At 68.1% G+C, this 18,967-nt stretch carries 14 protein-coding genes; 8 read left to right on the top strand and 6 right to left on the bottom strand.

What is annotated here, in order from left to right:
• Positions 1-17: 17 nt before the first annotated feature.
• The 6 genes from ACX17K_RS21020 to ACX17K_RS20995 form a co-directional block, all read right to left on the bottom strand.
• Positions 18-371, bottom strand: coding sequence for a type IV pilus modification PilV family protein (locus ACX17K_RS21020; protein ID WP_493776291.1), 354 nt, complete (start codon positions 369-371; stop codon positions 18-20).
• Positions 368-2,164 carry a DUF4097 family beta strand repeat-containing protein gene (locus ACX17K_RS21015; protein WP_493776290.1) on the bottom strand — a complete coding sequence of 599 codons (1,797 nt, stop codon included), beginning with the start codon at positions 2,162-2,164 and terminating at the stop codon, positions 368-370. Before ACX17K_RS21015 ends, ACX17K_RS21020 begins: the two co-directional genes overlap by 4 nt.
• A complete protein-coding gene (locus ACX17K_RS21010) occupies positions 2,161-2,754 on the bottom strand; it encodes a PulJ/GspJ family protein (protein WP_493776289.1) in 594 nt (197 codons plus the stop codon). Before ACX17K_RS21010 ends, ACX17K_RS21015 begins: the two co-directional genes overlap by 4 nt.
• On the bottom strand, positions 2,745-3,251 hold the full coding sequence (locus ACX17K_RS21005; protein WP_493776288.1) for a GspH/FimT family pseudopilin: 507 nt from the start codon (positions 3,249-3,251) through the stop codon (positions 2,745-2,747). The genes ACX17K_RS21010 and ACX17K_RS21005 overlap by 10 nt, the downstream gene beginning before the upstream one ends.
• Positions 3,251-3,688, bottom strand: a complete 438-nt coding sequence (locus ACX17K_RS21000) for a type IV pilin protein (protein WP_493776287.1) — start codon at positions 3,686-3,688, stop codon at positions 3,251-3,253. The genes ACX17K_RS21005 and ACX17K_RS21000 overlap by 1 nt, the downstream gene beginning before the upstream one ends.
• Before the next feature lie 103 nt (positions 3,689-3,791).
• Complete coding sequence (locus ACX17K_RS20995) at positions 3,792-4,175, bottom strand: SirB2 family protein (RefSeq protein ID WP_493776286.1); 384 nt, start codon at positions 4,173-4,175, stop codon at positions 3,792-3,794.
• A 249-nt stretch (positions 4,176-4,424) separates the two neighbouring features.
• Between ACX17K_RS20995 and recC the strand changes: the two genes are divergently transcribed.
• The 8 genes from recC to ACX17K_RS20955 all read left to right on the top strand — a co-directional run bounded on the left by recC (position 4,425) and on the right by ACX17K_RS20955 (position 18,695).
• Positions 4,425-7,622 carry an exodeoxyribonuclease V subunit gamma gene (gene recC, locus ACX17K_RS20990; protein WP_493776285.1) on the top strand — a complete coding sequence of 1,066 codons (3,198 nt, stop codon included), beginning with the start codon at positions 4,425-4,427 and terminating at the stop codon, positions 7,620-7,622.
• Positions 7,619-11,209, top strand: a complete 3,591-nt coding sequence (gene recB / locus ACX17K_RS20985; protein WP_493776284.1) for an exodeoxyribonuclease V subunit beta — start codon at positions 7,619-7,621, stop codon at positions 11,207-11,209. The genes recC and recB overlap by 4 nt, the downstream gene beginning before the upstream one ends.
• Before the next feature lie 51 nt (positions 11,210-11,260).
• Positions 11,261-12,745 carry a polyphosphate:AMP phosphotransferase gene (gene pap, locus ACX17K_RS20980; protein WP_347370086.1) on the top strand — a complete coding sequence of 495 codons (1,485 nt, stop codon included), beginning with the start codon at positions 11,261-11,263 and terminating at the stop codon, positions 12,743-12,745.
• A complete protein-coding gene (locus tag ACX17K_RS20975) occupies positions 12,738-13,460 on the top strand; it encodes a substrate-binding periplasmic protein (protein ID WP_493776283.1) in 723 nt (240 codons plus the stop codon). The genes pap and ACX17K_RS20975 overlap by 8 nt, the downstream gene beginning before the upstream one ends.
• Before the next feature lie 31 nt (positions 13,461-13,491).
• Positions 13,492-15,189 (top strand): exodeoxyribonuclease V subunit alpha, encoded by a 1,698-nt coding sequence (gene recD / locus ACX17K_RS20970; protein WP_493776282.1) that lies wholly within the window; start codon positions 13,492-13,494, stop codon positions 15,187-15,189.
• Between the two features lie 106 nt (positions 15,190-15,295).
• Complete coding sequence (locus tag ACX17K_RS20965; RefSeq protein WP_493776281.1) at positions 15,296-16,177, top strand: NUDIX hydrolase; 882 nt, start codon at positions 15,296-15,298, stop codon at positions 16,175-16,177.
• A gap of 284 nt (positions 16,178-16,461) precedes the next feature.
• Positions 16,462-16,671: a hypothetical protein gene (locus ACX17K_RS20960; protein WP_493776280.1), complete on the top strand. Its 210-nt coding sequence runs from the start codon at positions 16,462-16,464 to the stop codon at positions 16,669-16,671.
• Positions 16,672-16,832: 161 nt separating this feature from the next.
• On the top strand, positions 16,833-18,695 hold the full coding sequence (locus ACX17K_RS20955) for an ABC transporter ATP-binding protein (RefSeq protein ID WP_493776279.1): 1,863 nt from the start codon (positions 16,833-16,835) through the stop codon (positions 18,693-18,695).
• Positions 18,696-18,967 lie beyond the last annotated feature (272 nt).

Genomic DNA, 18,967 nt, shown 5'->3' with positions numbered 1-18,967 from the left:
AAGGAGCGCCAGACGCGCTATTTCGGAGCGGTCAGGCTCAGGGTGAGGCTTTCGCCCTCGCTGTCGGTCCAGTTCACGTCCACCTGGGCGGTGAGGCCGCTATCGTTGCTGCGGCAGCGGAAACGGGCCAGGGTGCCGCTGGCGGCGGCCGGCGCGTAATTGCTCTGGCGGCAGTCGGCGGGCTGGTTTGTTTTCCGCTGTTCCAGCGCCGCCTGGGCCAGATTGGTGGCGGTGTTGTAATCGTTGGCGGCGATCTGGCTGTGCAGCAGCTGGGTTTCCAGCCGCAGCAGGCCCAGCGCGCCGACGGCCAGCACCAAGAGGCTGATCATCATTTCCAGCAAGGTGAAACCGCGCGGGGCCGGGGTCTTCATGTGTCCATCCAGCTGTAGGGCAGCGCTTTGAAGCGGCCGCCGCCGTTCTGGCCGCCACCGTTGTCTGGCGGGCCGTCCGGCCGGAACGAGTCGGGCAGTCCGCGCAGGTCTATCGTGGTGCTGGCGCCCCATTGGTGCGGCCGCGCGCCCTGGCCGCCGGCCTGGGCCAGCGCGCTGACGTAGCCGTGTATCGTGGTGCTGCCGCTGGAAAACAGCTGGTTGCCGGCCCAGACATTGCCGAACACCCGGCTGGACGAGCCCAGCGTGATGTCGCCGCCATGGAAGCGCTTGTCGACGTAGCCGCCGGCCAGCAACACCGCGTTGCCCACCGGCCGCCCCTTGAACGCGCCGCCGCGGCAATCGTCTTCCGGATAGAGGCTGGGGAAGTCGGCGTTGGCGCAGATGCCGACGGCGCCGGCGTAATTGACCGCGTAGCTGACGTGCTGGCCGCTGGTGGCGATGTTGCCGCTGGCGATGAAGGTGTTGTGGTAGGTGCCGTTGCCAACCTCCAGGTCACCGTCGAACCACAGCACGCCCGGCGCGAAGGTGACGCCGTCCAGCTTCCATTGGCCGGGCCGGCTGCCGGCGAAGCAGTCGTTCTGCGGCGAATGCCCCTTGCAGATCAGCGTCGCCGGCGCGCGGCAGACGCCGTTGACGTCGGCGGTTCTGCACAAGTAGTTGGGCAGCCGGTTGTCCGGGTCCCGGCCCAGCCGGTATTCGCCGTCGGCCAGGCCGTGGATCTTGCGCACCGTCACCCGCACGCCGCCGTCGGCGGCATGGGTGAACACGTAGTGGGCCTGGCCGCGGTAGTCGTAGGCATCCAGGCGCGGCCGTTTCACTTCCAACGGCGGCAATGGCTGCAGGTTCAGTTGCAGGCTGGGCTGGAACGCGACGCGGATGTCTGGATTGCCCGCGTTGTAGCTGGCGGCGCCGGCGACGGTGGCGGCGATGGGCGCACCCCAGCCCTGCACGCTCAGGTGGCCTTCGGCGCGCAGCGCGTCCAGCGCGCCGATCTGGCGGATGTCGACCTTGCCTTCGGCATCCAGTTGGCCGAAGCGGGCGCCGCCCATCGCGATGTCCACGTCGCCCTTCACCTCGGCCCGAGTCACCGCCGGCGCGACGCCCGGGCTGTTGAGGAAGGCGGCTTTGCCGTTGACCCGCGCCAGCGCGCCGATCGCGGTGTCGCCGCGCAGCGTCAGGTTGCCGAGCGCCTTCACCGTCTGGTAGCGGCCGTTTCCCAGTTCGATATTGCCGTTGGCGTACAGGGTGTTGATGCTTTGCGGCCCGGTCACGATGATGTCGCCGGTGCTTTGCAGGGTGGCGATGCCGTCCACCGAGCCGCTCAGCGTCACCGTACCGTCCACCGTCATTTCCACAGGTTTGTCGCCGATCAGGTTGATGGCGCCGCTCAGGTCCAGATTGCCGACCAGGGTCAGCGCGCTGCTCGATCCGCCCTGGTTCCCGCTTTGGAGGAAGTCCCGCTGCACGGTGACGCGATGGCCGTCGTAGTTGCCGGTGCTGCGCAGCCGCATGCGGTCCGGAGGGATAGCCTGCTGCGCGAGCGAGAAGCGGTCGTCATCCGCTGGAAGAGGCTGGCCGTTTTCCAGCGCCTGGCTGCCTTGGCGGAGGCCTTCCTCGGCGTTGTCCAGCGCCTGGTGGTAGCGATGCTGGTTTTGCGCGTTGGCGTGGATCAGCACCAGCTGGCGCGAGGCCGCCAACAACACCAGGCTGGCGATCGCCAGCAACGTCAGCACCGCGAACAGCGTGGCGAGCCCGGCGTGGCGGCGGCTCATCTTGCCGCCGCCTTGGGGTGATTGCGCAGCGTCACGCTGGTGTGGATGTCCAGCCTTTCCTCCTCCGGGCCGTTGGCGGCATGGGCGCCGACGGCGATGCCGATCGCGTCGCCGCCGGCTTCCGGGCTGAAGCGCAGCTTGTCGACGACGCCGATGCCGGGTTTGCTCAGGTCGTCCCAGCCGCCGCTGGCGGAGCAGCTCCAGCCGGCCTTGTCGCTGCTGCGTCGCTGGATGCGCTGCCCTTCCAGGCGGAAGGCGAAATAACGGAGATCGGGCGTGGCGGAGGGTGTGGCCGGATTGTCGTAGCCGTAGAGCAGGCAGCTTCCGTTTCGCTCGATGAACAGCTCGCGGTAGGGATTGTCTTCCTCCGCGCCGGAGCCGTTCCAGAAACCGGCGCGGCGAAGGTCCATCGCGATCAGCGACAGCGACGCGTCCATCATCGCGCCCAGCTGCGCCTGGCGGCGTTCGCGGCTTTGTTCTCCCAGCAGGCTGACCAGCAGGCCGGACACCACCAGCAGCAACAGCAGGCCGATGGTCATGCTGATCAACAGCTCCAGCAGGCTGATGCCGCGCGCCGGTCTCATGGACATCTGGCCTCGCCGACGATGACCAGGCCGGTGGGCAGCAGTTGCAGATCCGCCGGCCGGCAGCCGGAGCGGCTGAGCCGCAGCCGCAGTCCGCCGATCATGGCGCCGCCGGGGGTTTCCGGCAGGCCGCGCAGCGGCGTGAAAACCAGCTGCAGCGGCAGCGGATCGGCCATGTCCAGCACGATGCCGGCATGCTCGGCGCTGCCGACGCACAGCAAGTCGCGGGCGGTGTCGCATGGGCCCTTTGCGTCGCTCTCCGACACCCGCAGCAGCCAGGCGGCGCCGTCGCGGCGGAAGGTCACCCAGATCTTTTTCTGTCGGGTGGCGGCGCTCTTGCGCGCCAGTTGAAGCCCGCGGTCGATGTCATCCAGCGCGCCCTGCAGCTGCTGGCGGGCGATCCAGCGGCCCAGCGCCGGCAGCGCCTGGGTCAGCAGCACTAGAGCCAGGGCCAGCACCACCAGGAGCTCGATCAGGGTGACGCCTCGCTGGCCGCCGCGCATCATCGTCCCCAGCAGGCGGGCGGCGTCAGGCTGACCGTCTGCTGCCGCTGGGTGAGCGTGATGGTCTGGCAGTCGCGGTCGCCGGCCTGGGCACCGCCGGGCTTGGCCGTGGCCTGGACGTAGAAGTCGGACGCGGGCTTGCTGCCGGTTCCGGTTTCCAGCTGGTAATGCTTTTGGCCGCTGACGCCGCTGGCGTAGAGTGTTTTCAGGTCCGTCAGTTGCGAGGCGTATTCGGCGTGAAAGCCCCGATAGCGTACTTGCGCCTGCTGCAGCTGGTACAAGGCGTCCAGCGCGTCGCTGCGGCGGCTGCGCTGCATATGGCTCTGGTAGGAGGGGATGGCGATGCCCGCCAGGATGGCCACCACCGCCAGCACGATCAACAGCTCCAGCAGCGAAAAACCGCGGTTTCGGAAGGCGGCGGGAAGGTCGCGGTTCATCTGGCGGCAGGCTCCGGGGGCAGGGACGGGATAAAGGGCTGCATCGCGCGTCCCTACTGTGTCCTAGAAGCCGCGGCCGGCGCAGTCAAGCCGGCGGGGTCGATCAGAGCAGCGGCATGACCAGTTTGGTTTTGGCCACCAGCACGATGTAGATCACGGTGAGCAAGGCGGCGATGAAGGCCGCCACGCGCCGCCGAGGCGTGGAGCCGCGCAGCGCGATGGTGCCCAGGGCCACGTAGGCGATCAGGCCGGCGATCTTGGCCAGCAGCCAGGGGCTCTGCAGAATGGGCCAGCCGCCCATCGCCACCAGCGCGATGGCACAGGCCAGCAGCAGGGTGTCGATCACGTGCGGCAGAATGCGCAGCGGCTTGTTCTGCAGCAAGTGGCCGCGGCCGCCCAGCACCAGCGCGCCGCGGGCGGCGAACAGCAGGATGGACAGATAGGCGAAGCCCATGTGGGCGTGCTTGACGATCAGGTAGGGGTACATGGCGGTCCGACGGTTGAGGCGCGCAGCGCGCCGATGCCGGCCATGGTACACGGCGCGGGCGACGTTTTGTAGCGAGCGCGGCGAGGGGCGGTGGGGCGGAAAAACGAAATGTCATCATCATCGGCGTATTGAATGTCATCCGAGCGGGGCGGGCCTTGATGGGCGTCAATCGCCGCCGGTTCCCCGGCCGGCCGCCGCGCGATGCTACAATCCGGCCATATCCGCATCCAGGCGCGCGCACTCCATTCCATGCTGTTTCTCTATCAATCCAATCGTCTCGAGCAACTGGGCGAGCTGTTCTGCGGCATGACCCAGGCGATGCCGCTGGCCGATCCGTTCGCGGCGGAGACCGTGATCGTGCAAAGCCGCGGCATGGGACGCTGGATCACGCTGGACGTGGCGCGCAAGGCCGGCATCGCCGCCAATATCGATTTCGCGCTGCCGGCGGCCTTCGCCTGGCGGTTGATGCAGCTGGTGATGCCGGATCTGCCGCGGAAGTCGGCCTTCGTACCCGAGGTGCTGGCCTGGCGGCTGCTGGCGCTGCTGCCGACGCTGGAGGGCGAGCCGTTCGGTCCGGTGCTGCATTATCTGGAAGGCGGCGAGGCCGCGGCTTTCGAGCTGGCCGGCAAGATCGCCGACATCTTCGACCAGTACCTGGTGTTCCGCCCGGACTGGATCCGCGCCTGGGAGGCCGACGAGCTATTGGGCCTGGGCGAGGACGAGGCCTGGCAGGCCGCGTTGTGGCGGCTGCTGGCAGAAAGCGATCCGGGCCGCCACCGGGTGCGGATGCTGGACCAGTTTTTCTCCGAGCTGAAACCCGAGCACCTGCCGCCGCGGGTGACGCTGTTCGGCATCGCCAGCCTGGCGCCGATGTATCTGGCGCTGGTCAAGCGCCTGGCCGAACTGACCGACGTCTGCCTGTTCACGCTGAACCCGTGCGAAGCCTACTGGGGCGACATCGTCGACGCGCGGCGCATGCTGAAGCTCAGGCAGGCCGGCGACCTTTTCGCCACCCAGGGCCATCCCTTGCTGTCGTCGCTGGGCAAGCAGGGGCGCGACTTTTTCGAGCTGATCGCCGAGGACGCCGAACTGGACGCCAGGCCGCTGTTCGCCGCGCCCAAGGGCGACAGCCTGCTGGCCCGGCTGCAGCGCGACATCCTGGAGCTCAACGATCCGTCGCAATTGCCGCGGCCTTTCGACACTGCCGACGATTCGGTGGAGGTGCATGCCTGCCATGGCCCGATGCGCGAGCTGGAGGCGTTGAAGGACAGGCTGCTGGCGATGTTCGCCGCCGACCCCAGGCTCAGCCCGGCCGACGTGGCGGTGCTGACGCCGGACATCAACGCCTACGCGCCGTACATCGACGCGGTGTTCGGCCGCCGCGACGACGCGCCCAACATCCCGTACAGCATCGCCGACCGCCGCGTCGAGCGCGAGCAGCCGCTGCTGTCCACTTTCGCCGCCGCCTTGAAGCTGGCCGATTCCCGCTTCGCCGCCGACGAGGTGCTGGCGCTGCTGGATTGCCCGGCGTTGCTGGCGCGCTTCGACCTGGCAGACGCCGACCTCGCCTTCATCCAGGACTGGGTGCGCGGCGCCGGCATCCGCTGGGGGCGGGACGCCGCGCATAAAGCTTCGCTGGGTCTGCCGGCCGAAGCCGCCTACACCTGGCGCTGGGGGCTGGACCGCCTGCTGCTGGGCACCGTGCTGCCGCCGGCGCTGGCCGGGGACGACGCCGGCCTGTTCGCCGGCCTGCTGCCGCACACCGCCGCCCAGGGCCAGCTGGGCGAGGCGCTGGCGCGTTTCGCCGATTTCTACGACGCGCTGGACGCGCTGGCCGGCGAATGGTCGACGCCGGCCGCGCCGCAGCAGTGGGCGCAGCGCTTCCACCTGGCCTGCGACAGCCTGTTCCTGACCGACGGCGACGACGAGGCGGCGCTGGAGCTGCTGCGGGAAACCTTCGCCGAGCTGGCCGAGGACGCCGATCTGGCCGGCTTCGGCCAGCCGGTGGGCCTGGCGGTGGCGCGCGACTGGCTGCTGCGCAAGCTGTCCTCGTCGTCGGCGCAGGGCTTTCTGTCCGGCGGCGTGACCTTCTGCGCGATGGTGCCGATGCGCTCGATACCGTTCCAGGCGCTGTGCCTGGTGGGCATGAACGACGGCGCCTATCCGCGCGACGAGCGGCCGGTCAGCTTCGACCTGGTGGCGCGCAATCCGCGCCGCGGAGACCGTTCGCGCCGCTTCGACGACCGCTACCTGTTTCTGGAGGCCATTCTGTCCGCCCGCGGCCGGCTGTATCTTTCTTATGTCGGCCAGTCGGCGCGCAGCGGCGAGCCCTTGCCGCCGTCGCCGCTGGTGTCGGAGCTGCTGGACACGCTGTCGGCGATGTGCGGCGAGGACATGGCGGCGCGGCTGACGCTGCGCCATCCGCTGCAGCCGTTTTCGCCCAAATCGTTCGATGGCGGAGACGCGCGGCTGGCCAGCTTCGAGCCGGCCTTCGCCGCCGCGCTGGCCGCGCCGCCGGCCGAGCCCGCGCCCTTTGTCGCGCCGCTGCCGGACGAGACGGCGGCGACGGTGGTCAATCTGCACGATTTCATCCGCTTCTGGCAGAACCCGGCGCGGGCCTGGCTGGGCGACCGACTGGCGCTGCGCGTCGCCTATCGCGACGAGGCGCAGCCGGCGCGGGAGCCGTTCGCGATGGCGCGCGACGCCAGCCACGCGTTGCGCCGCCAGCTGGTGGAGGCGATGCTGCACCGCAAGCCGTCGGCTCCGGTGCGGCAAAGAGTGGCCGCCGCCGGCCTGCTGCCCACCGGCGAGCTGGGCCAGGCCTGGCTGCAGGAGGAGGGCCGGGCCAGCGCCCGGCTGGCCGGCCGCTTGCCGCGCGCGCTGGGCGAGGAGACGCTGCCGCCGCAGCCGGTGCATCTGGACATCGCGGGCTTCACGCTGGTGGGCGAGCTGTACGGCCTGCGGCCCGAGGGTCGGCTGGATTTCATCGTCGGCAAGCTGAACGCCGCCCAGCGCGTCGCGCTGTGGCTGAGCCATCTGATCCTGTGCGCGGCGCGGCCGGCGAACGTGATCCTGCACAGCGCCTGCTACGACGATGCCGGCAGCACGCTGCTTAACGAGGAGACCGACGCCGCCGGCCTGCTTGCGCCGTGGCTGGTCCGCTGGAAGCAGGGCCAGGCCCAGCCCTTGCCCTTCTTCGGCCGCACCAGCTGGGCTTACGCCGAAGCGCTGGCCAAGGCGCCCGAAAACCGCGAAAAAGCTTTGGCCGCCGCCTGGCAGAAGTGGGAACCCAATTTCATCCTCGGCGACGGCATCGCGCAGAAGGACGAGCCGGCGATCGCGCTGGCCTTCCGCCACCAGTCGCCGCTGGAAGATCCATTGTTCGTCCAGTTGGCGGAGACGCTGCTGCTGCCATTGGCCGAACGCCTGCAGGGAGGCGAGGCATGAACGCGCCGCAGGCGCTGGACGCGCTGAACTGCCCGCTGGCGGGCGTCAACCTGATTGAGGCCTCGGCCGGCACCGGCAAGACCTGGACCATCGCCGCGCTGTTCGCCCGGCTGCTGCTGGAGGAGCGCGACGGCGCGCCGCCGCCGGCCATCGAGCAAATACTGGTGGTCACCTACACCAAGGCCGCCACCGCCGAGCTGCGCGAGCGGCTGCGCCGGCGGCTGGCCGAGATGCTGGCGCTGCTGGACGGCAAGGCCGACGGCGACGACTTCCTGCAGGCGCTGGCCGCGCGCTTTCCCGAGGGGCCGGCGCGCGACGTGGCCCGGCAGCGGCTGACCGCCGCGGTCAACGGTTTCGACGCCGCCGCCATCTACACCATCCACGGCTTTTGCCAGCGGGTGCTGACCGACGCCGCTTTCGAGAGCGGCCAGACTTTCCAGGCCGAGTTGGTCGAGGACGACGCCGCGCGGCTGGCCGAGATCGTCGACGACTTCTGGCGCCGCCGCATCGTCGCCGCGCCGTTGCTGGCCCAGGTGCTGGTGGAGCAGGGCGAGAGGCCGGACGCCTGGCTGGCCGAGATCCGCCCCTATCTGTCCAAGCCTTATCTCAAGCTGCGCGCGCCGGACTCGGTCAGGCTGGAAACCGCGCAGCGGCTGGCTTTCGAGCGCTGGCAGGCGCTGGCCGGGGAGTCGGCGCTGGTGGAAGAGGGCTTGGCGCTATTCCTCGCCCATCCCGGCTTCAAGGCCAACATCTACCGGCCCGACACCATGGCGCGCATCGCCGACAATCTGCGCGGCTGGTTGGCCCTGCCCGACGCGCTGCCCGAGCTGGACAGCGACAGCCGCAAGCTGTTGGATAAGCTGCGGCCGGAGATGCTGGCCAAGGGCATGAAGAAGGGCTGCGATGCGCCGGCCCACCCCTTGTTCGAACGGATGGAGGCCTGGCTCGCGGGCTGGGATGTCTATATGGACCAGGTGGCCAACTCGCTGGCCGGGCTGAAGCTGGAGCTGATCGCCTGGGCCAACGAGGAGCTGGCGCGGCGGCGCGGCGTTGAGCGCAGCCGCAGCTTCGATGATCTGCTGACCGATCTGGGCGCGGCGCTGGCGCATCCGGAAACCGGCCCCTTGCTGGCGGCGCAGGTGGCGGACAGTTTTTCCGTGGCCTTGATCGACGAATTCCAGGACACCGACCCCACCCAGTACCGGATCTTCCGCCGCTGCTTCGTCGAGGAGGCGCGGCCGGTATTCCTGGTCGGCGATCCGAAACAGGCGATCTACAGCTTCCGCGGCGCCGACATCTTCGCCTATCTGGCGGCCCGCCACGACGCCGAGCGCCAGTACACGCTGGACACCAACCGCCGTTCCGACGAGCCGCTGGTGGCCACCGTCAACGCGCTGTTCGGCCGCGAGCTGCCGTTTCTGCTCGACGGCATCGCCTACCAGCCGGTGGCGGCCAGTCCCTCGTCCGGCGGCCGGCTGGAGGTGGACGACGACCGCGCGCCGTTCAACGCGCAATGGATGCAGGCTGGCGAAAAAGAATTGAGCAAGGAGTCGGCCGAGCAGGCCGCGGCCGAAGCCTGCGCCGACGAGATCGCCCGGCTGCTGACGCTGGCGGGCGAGGACCGCGCCGCCATCGTCAAGGGCGAGTCGCGGCGGCCGCTGGCCGGCGGCGACGTCGCGGTGCTGGTGGCCACCCACAGCCAGGGCGACCGGGTGCGCACCGAGCTGCGCGCGCGCGGCGTGGCCAGCGTGGCGCTGACCCAGGAGAGCGTGTTCGCCAGCCGCGAGGCCGGCGAGCTGCTCGCGCTGCTGCACGCCTGGGCCGAACCGGCCAACGAGGGCAGGCTCAGGCGCGCGCTGGCCACCGAGCTGGCCGGCTTGGACGCCGCGCGGATCAAGGCGGAGCTGGAGGACGAGACGCGCTGGGAGCGGCAATTGCTGAAGAACGCCGGCGACCACCAGCGCTGGCGCGAGCGCGGCTTCATGGCCGCCTGGCGGCATTATTTCGCCCGCGAGCGCGCGGCGGAGCGGCTGCTGCCCTTGCCTGACGGCGAGCGGCGGCTGACCAATCTGGGCCACCTGGCCGAGCTGATCCAGCAGGAGAGCGAGAGCCGCCAGGGCATGGCGCCGCTGTTGGCCTGGTTTGCCGCCCGGGTCGCCGATCCGCCGCGCGGCGAGGACGCGGTGCTGCGGCTGGAGAGCGACGCCGCGCTGGTGAAGATCGTCACCGTGCACACCTCCAAGGGCCTGCAGTACCCGGTGGTGTTCTGTCCCTTCCTGTGGAACGGCGCGCTGGAGCGGCGGGGCGCCGGCTTCTGGAGCTATCACGACGGCGACGAGCCGTGGCTGGCGCCGGAGGCGGCCGCCGACGACGGCATCCGGCAGGCGGCGCGGAGCGAGATGCTGGCCGAAAAGCTGCGCCTGCTGTACGTGGCGCTGACCCGCGCCCAATACCGGCAGTACATCGCCTGGGGCTGGGTGCGGGAGCTGAAGACCGCCGCGCTGTCCTGGCTGCTGCACGCGCCGGGCGCGCGCGACCTGGCGGCGCTGGACGCGCTGGAGCTGGACGGCGGGATGGTGGAGGCGCAGCTGCGGGCCTTTCTCGACCAGCGCGGCGACGCGGCGCGCTGGCTGGCCGGCGAGGGGCGACAGGCGCTGGCCGGCGGCCGCGATCCTGGCCGCGCCTACGCCGCGCGGCCGTTCGAGCGCAAGTTGTACACGCCGTGGAAGATCGCCAGTTTCACTTCGCTGACCCATGACGCCGGCAGCCATCTGGCCGAAGCGCCGGACTATGACCGCGCGGCGGCGTCGGCGCCGGCGGCCTCGCAGGAGGACCCGATCCGGAATCGCTTCAGCTTCCCGCGCGGCGCCAAGGCCGGCGTCTGCCTGCACGAGATTTTCGAGAACATCAGCTTCGGCGCCGGCGAGGACGATATCCGCGCGGCGGTGGCGCGCGCGCTGGCGCGGCACGGCTTCGGCGAGGAGTGGCTGGACGCCGGCTGCGAGTTGATCCTGGACGCGCTGAACGCGGAGATCGCCCCCGGCGCGCGGCTGCGCGGCGTCGCCGACCATAAGCGGCTGATCGAGCTGGAGTTCACGCTGCCGGTGAAGAAATTGGACGTGGCGGCGCTGATCGCCGCGCTGCAAAAGCCGGAGCACGGCCTGGCCGAGCCGTTCCGGCGCGCCGCCGGCGCGCTGGATTTCGCCAGCGTGCAGGGCTTTTTGAAAGGCTTCGTCGATCTGGTGTGCGAAGCGGACGGCCGCGTCTACCTGATCGACTACAAGTCCAACCATCTGGGCGACGCCTACGACGATTATCGCGACGACAGTCTGGTCCATGCGGTGGCGCGCGAGCATTATTACCTGCAGTACCTGATTTACCTGGTGGCGCTGCGGCGCTACTTCGCCGCGCGCGGCGCGGATTGGGACGGCCGCTTCGGCGGCGTGCGCTACCTGTTTTTGCGCGGCATGGGCGAGCCGGGCTGCGGCGTGTGGGCCGATGCGCCGTCCGCGGCGCTGCTGGACGCGCTGGACGCGCTGCTGGCGGGATCTGGAACCAAGAGAGGCCCTGGTAGTTCTACGCAGTGATGGCGACCGGGGATGGCAACTAAGCTAAGCAAGTGGACAAGGATGTGAAACATGTTTGAATCCGCCGAAATCGGCCACAGCATAGACAAAGACACTTTCCGCAAGATGATGCCGGCGTTGCGCGAGGCGCTGCTGGACGTGCAGTACGACTTGAAGGAAAAAGCCGATTTTCCGGTGCTGATCCTGATCCACGGTTTCGACGGCGCGGGCCGCGGCGAAACGATGAATTTGATCAACGAGTGGCTGGACCCGCGGCTGATCCACACCGTCGCCTTCGACAAGCCCAATGACGAGGCGCGCGCCCGGCCGTGGATGTGGCGCTATTGGAACGAGCTGCCGGCCACCGGCCGCATCGGGATGTTCTTCGGCTCCTATTATTCCGATACCTTGTTCGAGCGGGTATTCAACCGCAGCGACCGCGACGCCTTCGACCGGCAGATTTTCGACATTCTGCGCTTCGAGCGCATGCTGACGCTGGACGGGGCGGTGGTGCTGAAGTTCTGGTTCCATCTGAGCCGCGACAAGCAGAAGGCGAGGCTGAAAACGCTGGAGCAGGACCCGGCCACCAGCTGGCGCGTGACCAAGACCGACTGGGAGCACTATGAGCGCTACGACAAGATACGCAAGTACGGCGAACACATGCTCAGGCTGACCAATACCGCGCACGCGCCGTGGATCGTCATCGACGGCGAGGACGCCAACTACCGCAGCTTGACGGTGGCCAACACCATACTGGAGGCGATACGCAACCGTCTGGGCCAGCCGATGCTGAGCACCGACCGCGTCGAGGCGCCGCCGCTGCTGGCGCCGATAGACAACAAGCTGGTGCTGGACACGCTGGAGCTGGAGCAGAAGCTGGACAAGGCCAGCTACCAGAAAAAGCTGGACCAGCTGCAGGGGCGGCTGAACAAGCTGACCCGCGATCCGCGCTTCGGCAACCACTCGCTGGTGCTGGCGTTCGAGGGCAACGACGCGGCCGGCAAGGGCGGCAGCATACGCCGCATCACCCAGGCGCTGGACGCCCGGCGCTACCGGGTGGTGCCGGTGGCCGCGCCGACCCAGGAGGAAAAGGCCAAGCCCTGGCTGTGGCGCTTCTGGCGGCATCTGCCGGGCAAGGGCGGCATCACCATCTTCGACCGCAGCTGGTACGGCCGGGTGCTGGTGGAGAGGGTGGAAGGCTTCGCCGCCGAGGCCGACTGGATGCGCGCCTATTACGAGATCAACGACTTCGAGCATCAGTTGACCGAGAACGGCGCCATCGTGCTGAAGTTCTGGCTGGCGATCAGCAAGGATGAGCAGCTGGCGCGCTTCAAGGGTCGGGAGGAGACGGGCTTCAAGCGCTTCAAGATTACCGACGAGGATTGGCGCAACCGCGACAAATGGGACCTCTACCGCCAGGCGGTCAGCGACATGGTGGACCGCACCAGCACCAGCAAGGTGCCGTGGACGCTGGTGGAGGCCAACAACAAGTATTTCGCGCGCATCAAGATACTGTCCACCATCTGCGACGCGCTGGAGGCCAGGCTGAGTGAATAGGCTGTGGTGGGGACTGATGCTATTGCTGTGCCTGCCGGCGCTGGCCCAGACCACGCTGCGCGCAGGCCTGGCCAACGACAGCGGCGAGTCGCTGCGCGCGAACGCCGACGACGGCCTGACGCTGGCCTACCGCGACGCGCTGGCCCTGATCGCCCGGCAAAGCGGCATCCGTTTCCAACTGGACTACTATCCCTCGCAGCGGCTGGAGCAGCTGTTTCAGGTGGGCAAGCTGGACGTCGAGGTCGGCGTCAACGCGTCATGGCGCGCGCTGTCCCCGGTGGCCGGCTTCTACACCCAGCCCATCGCCGACGAGGAATTCGTGCTGTGCCTGCCGCCGGGCGGGGGCAAGCGGCCGGCCACCCTGGCCTCGCTGAAGGGCGGCACCATAGGCACGCTGCTGGGCCAGCGCTTTCCGTCGCTGGAAAGCGCGTTCGCCAGCCGCAAGCTGCGGCGCGACGGATCGGCCAACGAGGACGAAATGCTGGACAAGCTGCGGCAGGGCCGGGTCCAGGCCGTGGTGCTGGAGCGCCGCCGCGCGCAGTACTGGAGCCGGCGCGACGAGGGCGGCCGTTGCCTGCCGGGCGAGTCGCTGGGCAGCCTGCCGGTGGCGCTGCGGCTGCACCCGCGCTATCGGGACCTGCTGCCGGGCTTGAACCAGGCCATCCAGCAACTGCATGAGCAAGGCCGCTTGCGGCCGCTGTTCGCCCGCCACTGAGCGGCGTCCGATTTATCCGGAAGTCCCATCGATGAAACCCGATATCCCGCTGCTGCCCGGCCAATTGGTCCGGCTGTTCCAACGCCTGGCGCCCGGAGCCGATGATAGGGTGCTGGCGCTGATAGGCGAATTGAGCAACGCCAATCTGGCTGGCCACGTTTGCCTGCCGCTGGCTCACCGCGGCGAGGCGGCGGCGCTGCGCGGCAGCCCGCTGGTCGGCCGGCCGGGCGATTACGCGCCCTTGATCCTGGACGAGGCTGGGCGGCTGTATTTCGCCCGCCACTGGCACGACGAGGACAGGCTGGCCGAAGGGCTGGCTCGGCTGGCCCAGCCGCTGCCCCCGCCGGACGAGGCGCGGCTGGCCGATCTGCTGGCCCGGCTGTTTCCCGGCGCGGCCGACGGCGAGCCGGACCGGCAGAAGCTGGCGGCGGCGTTGGCGGCGCGGCAGCGGTTGATGGTGATTTCAGGCGGTCCCGGCACCGGCAAGACCACCACCGTGGTGCGGCTGCTGGCGCTGCTGGCGGCGATGTCGCCGCGTCCGCTGGTGATGGCGATGGCGGCGCCGACCGGCAAGGCGGCGGCGCGGCTGTCCGAGTCGGTGCGGGCGGCGCGCGACCGGCTGGACGTGGATGACGCGGTGCGCCGCCAGCTGCCGGCCCAGGCGGAGACGCTGCACCGGTTGCTCGGCCTGCGCCCCGGCGTGGAAGCGCCGCGCCACCACGCCGGCAATCCGCTGCCGCTGGACGTGCTGGTGGTGGACGAGGCGTCGATGATAGATCTGGCGCTGATGGCGCGCACGGTGGCGGCGCTGCCGTCTCAGGCCAGGCTGATCCTGCTGGGCGACCGCGACCAGCTGTCGTCGGTGGAGGCCGGCGCGGTGCTGGGCGAGCTATGCGGGCGCATCGCCTATCGCGACGAGACCTCGCAATGGCTGCAGCGGGTCGCCGGGGCCAGCCTGCGGGGCGACGCCGCGCCCGGCGGCGCGCTGACCGACTGCGTGGCGCTGCTGACGCGCAGCCACCGTTTCGGCGCGGACTCCGGCATCGGCGAGCTGGCGCGGCGGGTCAACGCCGGCGAAGGGCGGGACTCGCTGCAAGTGCTGGACGATGCCGGACGGCCCGATGTCTGGAGGCAGGACGCGGCCGACGACGCGGCGCTGCTCGCGCGCCGGCGCGGCTATCTGGACGCGGTGGCCGCCGGGGCCGGCGCGGACGAGGCGCAGCGCGAGTTTTCCGCCTTCATGCTGCTGGCTGCCGAGCGGCGCCAGGTGGCCGACTGCAATCGCCGCATCGAGCGCGAGCTGGAAGCGGCCGGGGTCAAGCAGGAGGGCCGCGACTGGTATCCCGGCCGGCCGGTGATGATAGGCGAGAACGATTACGGGCTGGGCCTGTTCAACGGCGACATCGGCTTCGCCTTGCAGCGGCCGTCCGGCCTGAGGGTGCTGTTTCCATCGGACGACGGCGGCTGGCGTGAGTTCGCGCCCGGGCGGCTGCCGGCGCATGAAACGGTATTCGCGATGACGGTTCACAAGAGCCAGGGCTCGGAGTACGACGAGGTGTGGCTGCAGTTGCCGCAGCAGGCCGGCGCGCTGCTGAACCGCGCGCTGTTGTATACCGCCATCACCCGCGCCCGCTCCCGTTTCGCCGCGGTGGGGGACGCCGAGGTCTGGCTGCGCGGGGCGGAATTGGCGCTGCGGCGGGATTCCGGACTCGGCGATCGATTGCGTTGAAATCGCGGGAATGCAACAGTCTCCGGCTTTGTGCGACGAAGGATAGTCAAGCGTTGGCAGACATCCTAATATGCAGCCTTCCCGGAACAACGCAGGGGGAGTGGTCATGCAGGTGGACGCCGTACTCGGCTATCTGGACAAGGTCAGCCGCTTCGATGCTCAGCAGTTCACGCCGCTGTTCATCGGCACCGAAAGAATGGGGTGCGTCAATGCCCAGTGGAAAGAGCGCCTGCTGCAGCATGAGCCGCAATTGTTCGAGGAAACCTTCCAGGGCCTGCGTTGCAAGGTGAAGGGCAGCTACCGCAGCATCAGCCACGCGCTGGCCCATGCCGCGCGGCGCTGGCAACAGGCTGGCTGGCTCAACGGCTGGCGCAACGAGAACTTCACCGCCTTCCGCCAGGACGGCAGACCCTATTTCGAATTGGAGCGCGCGGCCTTCCGCCCGCTGGGCCTGACCAGCCGCGCTGTGCACGTCAACGGCCTGTGCCGGCTCGACGACGGCGAGGTCCGGATGTGGGTGGGACGGCGCAGCCCGCACAAGGCGGTGGACCCGAACCGGATGGACAACCTGGTCGGCGGCGGCGTCGCCGCCGGCGAAACGCTGGCGCTGGCCTTGGAGCGCGAGTCGTGGGAAGAGGCAGGCGTCGCGCGCGAGCGGGTGGACGGGCTGACGCCGGCGTCGCTGCTGTTGGCGCAGCGGCCGGTGGCGCGGGGCCTGCACCGCGAATGGCTGTACGCCTACGATCTGTGGCTGTCGCCGGGAGAGTCGCCGGCTTGCCAGGATGGAGAAGTGGCCGAGCATCTGCTGCTGCCGTTCTCCGAGGTGGAGCAACTGCTGGTGGACGAGCGCTTCATGATAGACGCGGCGCTGGTCAGCATGGATTGTCTGTGTCGGCATGGCTACTGGGAGAACCACAACCCGAAGCTGGCCGACGCGCTCTCGCGGATCCGCTACGCGCAGGGGCAGGAAATGGGCGTGCCAGCCTGAGCGCCGCTCTCAGCGGGACGCTGCCCGCTTATAGATGACCCGGCCTGGCCGGGTTTTTTCGCGTCGATTTTTCCCATATTCAATTTTCTCATTCAGTTGTCCAGGCTTTTTCCCGACAGTATCCGCATTTATTAGAATGTTTGCATTGAATTGTAAACATAAATGGATTTCTCCTTACATGGCGCAGCATCGATTTTCTATCAGGTAAACTCATGTAGAATCGAATGCTGGAAATGCATTCCGTATAAAAATATCCGGCAGCGCCATTTTTCGAGAAAATAATAATGTATCGGTTGAAACTGATTTCACCGGATTTCGGCATCGATGACAGCGGGCCTCTTCATCCGACCCAGGAGCAGGCGCGCAGGGCTGCCGAACTGATGTTGCATGTCTACAAGGGCAGGCTGAGGGCCGAGGTCCACAAAGTGGACGTGAAGACGCGCACGTCGGAAAAGCTGGAAGAGGTATATATCCGGCTGGAGGTGCAGAACTGAGGCAATCCGCCGGATGCCGCCAGTCTCGGCTATTTTCGTGCGCGAAAATGACTGCAAGCAAACTTTCCCATTGCAGACCTGCCGAAGATACGCTACCGTCATCGCTCCACTAAACCCCCTGTCCGGCGACCGCCTTGGTTGTCGGGAATGGAGCGATCTTTATGTTTTCCTGGTTTGAACGCCGGATATCCCCCTATCCGGACACGCCTGCCGCCCAGCCTCCACGCGGCTTTTTCTCCTTTATCTGGTTCTGTACCCGCGGCATGCGCGGCCTGATCCTGTGCATGACCCTGCTCACCGCGTTGATCGGCGCCTTCGAGGCCTTGCTGTTTTCGATGCTGGGCTCGGTGGTGGACTGGCTGGCCAAGGTGCCTGCCAACCAGCTGTGGCAGCGCGAGAGCGGCCATCTGCTGCTGCTGGCCGGGATTCTGCTGGCCAGCGTGCTGCTGGTGTCGCTGCAGGCGATGAGCAAGTACCAAGGCCTGTTTTCCAACTTTCCGATGCGGCTGCGCTGGAATTTCCACCGCCACTTGCTGGGGCAGAGCCTGAGTTTCTATCAGGACGAGTTTGCCGGACGGGTGTCGGCCAAGGTGATGCAGACCGCGCTGGCGGTGCGCGACACCGTGCTGATCATCACTGACATCCTGGTGTTTGTCGTCATCTACTTCGTCACCATGATCGCGGTGCTCGGCCATTTCGATGTCATGCTGCTGCTGCCTTTCCTGGCCTGGCTGGCGCTTTACGTCGCGACGCTGTGGTTTTTCGTGCCCAAGCTGGGCAAGGCTGCCACCCTGCAGGCCGACGCGCGCAGCCTGATGACCGGCCGCATCACCGACGCCTACACTAATATCGCCACGGTCAAGCTGTTCTCGCACGGCCAGCGCGAGGCGCGCTTTGCCAAGGGCGCGATGCAGGAGTTCCTATCCACCGCCTATCGCCAGATGCGGCTGGTCAGCGGCTTCGAGGTCGTCAACCAGCTGACCAGCATGCTGCTGATCGGCATCACCACCGGTTCCGCGTTGTGGCTGTGGAGCCAGGGCCAGGTCAGCATCGGCGCGGTGGCGGCGTCCACCGCGATGGCGTTGAGGCTGAATGGCATTTCGCACTGGATCATGTGGGAGATGTCCAGCCTGTTCGAGAACATCGGCACGGTGCAGGACGGCATCACCACGCTGTCGCGCACGGTGGCGGTGGTGGACAAGCCGGACGCGGCCAAGCTGGAAGTGCCGCGCGGCGAGATCCGCTTCGACAATGTCGATTTCGCCTACGGCGGCGCCAAGAAGGTGATTTCCGGCTTGGATCTGACGATACGCCCGGGCGAGAAGATCGGCCTGGTAGGCCGCTCCGGCGCCGGCAAGTCCACCATCGTCAACCTGCTGCTGCGCTTCTATGACCTGGATGGCGGCCGCATTTTGATCGATGGCCAGGATATTTCCGGCGTGACCCAAGACAGCCTGCGCTCGCAGGTGGGCATGGTGACCCAGGACACGTCCTTGCTGCACCGCTCGGTGCGCGACAACCTGCTGTACGGCAGGCCGGACGCCAATGACGGGCAAATGATTGAAGCGGCGCGCAAGGCAGAGGCAGACGATTTCATCCGCTCGCTGACCGATCCCAAGGGGCGCGTCGGCTACGAGGCGCATGTCGGCGAGCGCGGCGTCAAGCTGTCCGGCGGCCAGCGGCAGCGGATCGCCATCGCGCGGGTGATGCTGAAAGACGCGCCCATCCTGCTGCTGGACGAGGCGACCAGCGCGCTGGATTCGGAAGTGGAGGCGGCGATCCAGAGCAGCCTGTACCGGTTGATGGAAGGCAAGACCGTGGTCGCCATCGCCCACCGCTTGTCCACCATCGCGGCGATGGACCGGCTGATCGTGCTGGACCAGGGCCAGGTGGTCGAGGAGGGCACGCATCAACAGCTGCTGGCGCAGGGCGGTCTCTATGCCAGGCTGTGGGCGCACCAAAGCGGCGGTTTCCTCGGCGAGGAGGATGGCGACGAGGAGTCCAGCCTGTCCCTGATGGGCTGAGTTGGGCCTGATGATGCAAACACGCAAACCCTTCGGCATGCCGGAGGGTTTTTCATTGGAGAGGGGGCGGAAATTTTTTGAGGCGGGATGGCGTGCGTTGTTTTACCCATCGTTTTGCGGACGAGGCGTCAGAAAAGAACGACAGGCGCGGGGCGGCAAGGCGAAAGCGGCGAAGCCGGGCAATTAATGGCGGGCTTTATGAGAAGTGAGCGAAAAAGATATTAATGCGGAGAATCGGCAAAAGCAGGCAGCGACGTAAGCGCTTGTTTTGA

The organism is Chromobacterium sp. INPA-IVC, assembly GCF_059047085.1.
The sequence above is the reverse complement of the archived record's forward strand: the minus strand, read 5'-3'. Positions and strand labels throughout refer to the sequence as shown.

Coding starts and splice junctions, on each gene's coding strand:
- ACX17K_RS21020 (WP_493776291.1), bottom strand. CDS start 371: ATGAAGACCCCGGCCCCGCGCGGTTTCACCTTGCTGGAAATGATGATC.
- ACX17K_RS20965 (WP_493776281.1), top strand. CDS start 15,296: ATGCAGGTGGACGCCGTACTCGGCTATCTGGACAAGGTCAGCCGCTTC.
- ACX17K_RS21015 (WP_493776290.1), bottom strand. CDS start 2,164: ATGAGCCGCCGCCACGCCGGGCTCGCCACGCTGTTCGCGGTGCTGACG.
- recB (WP_493776284.1), top strand. CDS start 7,619: ATGAACGCGCCGCAGGCGCTGGACGCGCTGAACTGCCCGCTGGCGGGC.
- ACX17K_RS20960 (WP_493776280.1), top strand. CDS start 16,462: ATGTATCGGTTGAAACTGATTTCACCGGATTTCGGCATCGATGACAGC.
- ACX17K_RS20995 (WP_493776286.1), bottom strand. CDS start 4,175: ATGTACCCCTACCTGATCGTCAAGCACGCCCACATGGGCTTCGCCTAT.
- ACX17K_RS21010 (WP_493776289.1), bottom strand. CDS start 2,754: ATGTCCATGAGACCGGCGCGCGGCATCAGCCTGCTGGAGCTGTTGATC.
- ACX17K_RS20955 (WP_493776279.1), top strand. CDS start 16,833: ATGTTTTCCTGGTTTGAACGCCGGATATCCCCCTATCCGGACACGCCT.
- recC (WP_493776285.1), top strand. CDS start 4,425: ATGCTGTTTCTCTATCAATCCAATCGTCTCGAGCAACTGGGCGAGCTG.
- recD (WP_493776282.1), top strand. CDS start 13,492: ATGAAACCCGATATCCCGCTGCTGCCCGGCCAATTGGTCCGGCTGTTC.
- pap (WP_347370086.1), top strand. CDS start 11,261: ATGTTTGAATCCGCCGAAATCGGCCACAGCATAGACAAAGACACTTTC.
- ACX17K_RS21000 (WP_493776287.1), bottom strand. CDS start 3,688: ATGAACCGCGACCTTCCCGCCGCCTTCCGAAACCGCGGTTTTTCGCTG.
- ACX17K_RS21005 (WP_493776288.1), bottom strand. CDS start 3,251: ATGCGCGGCGGCCAGCGAGGCGTCACCCTGATCGAGCTCCTGGTGGTG.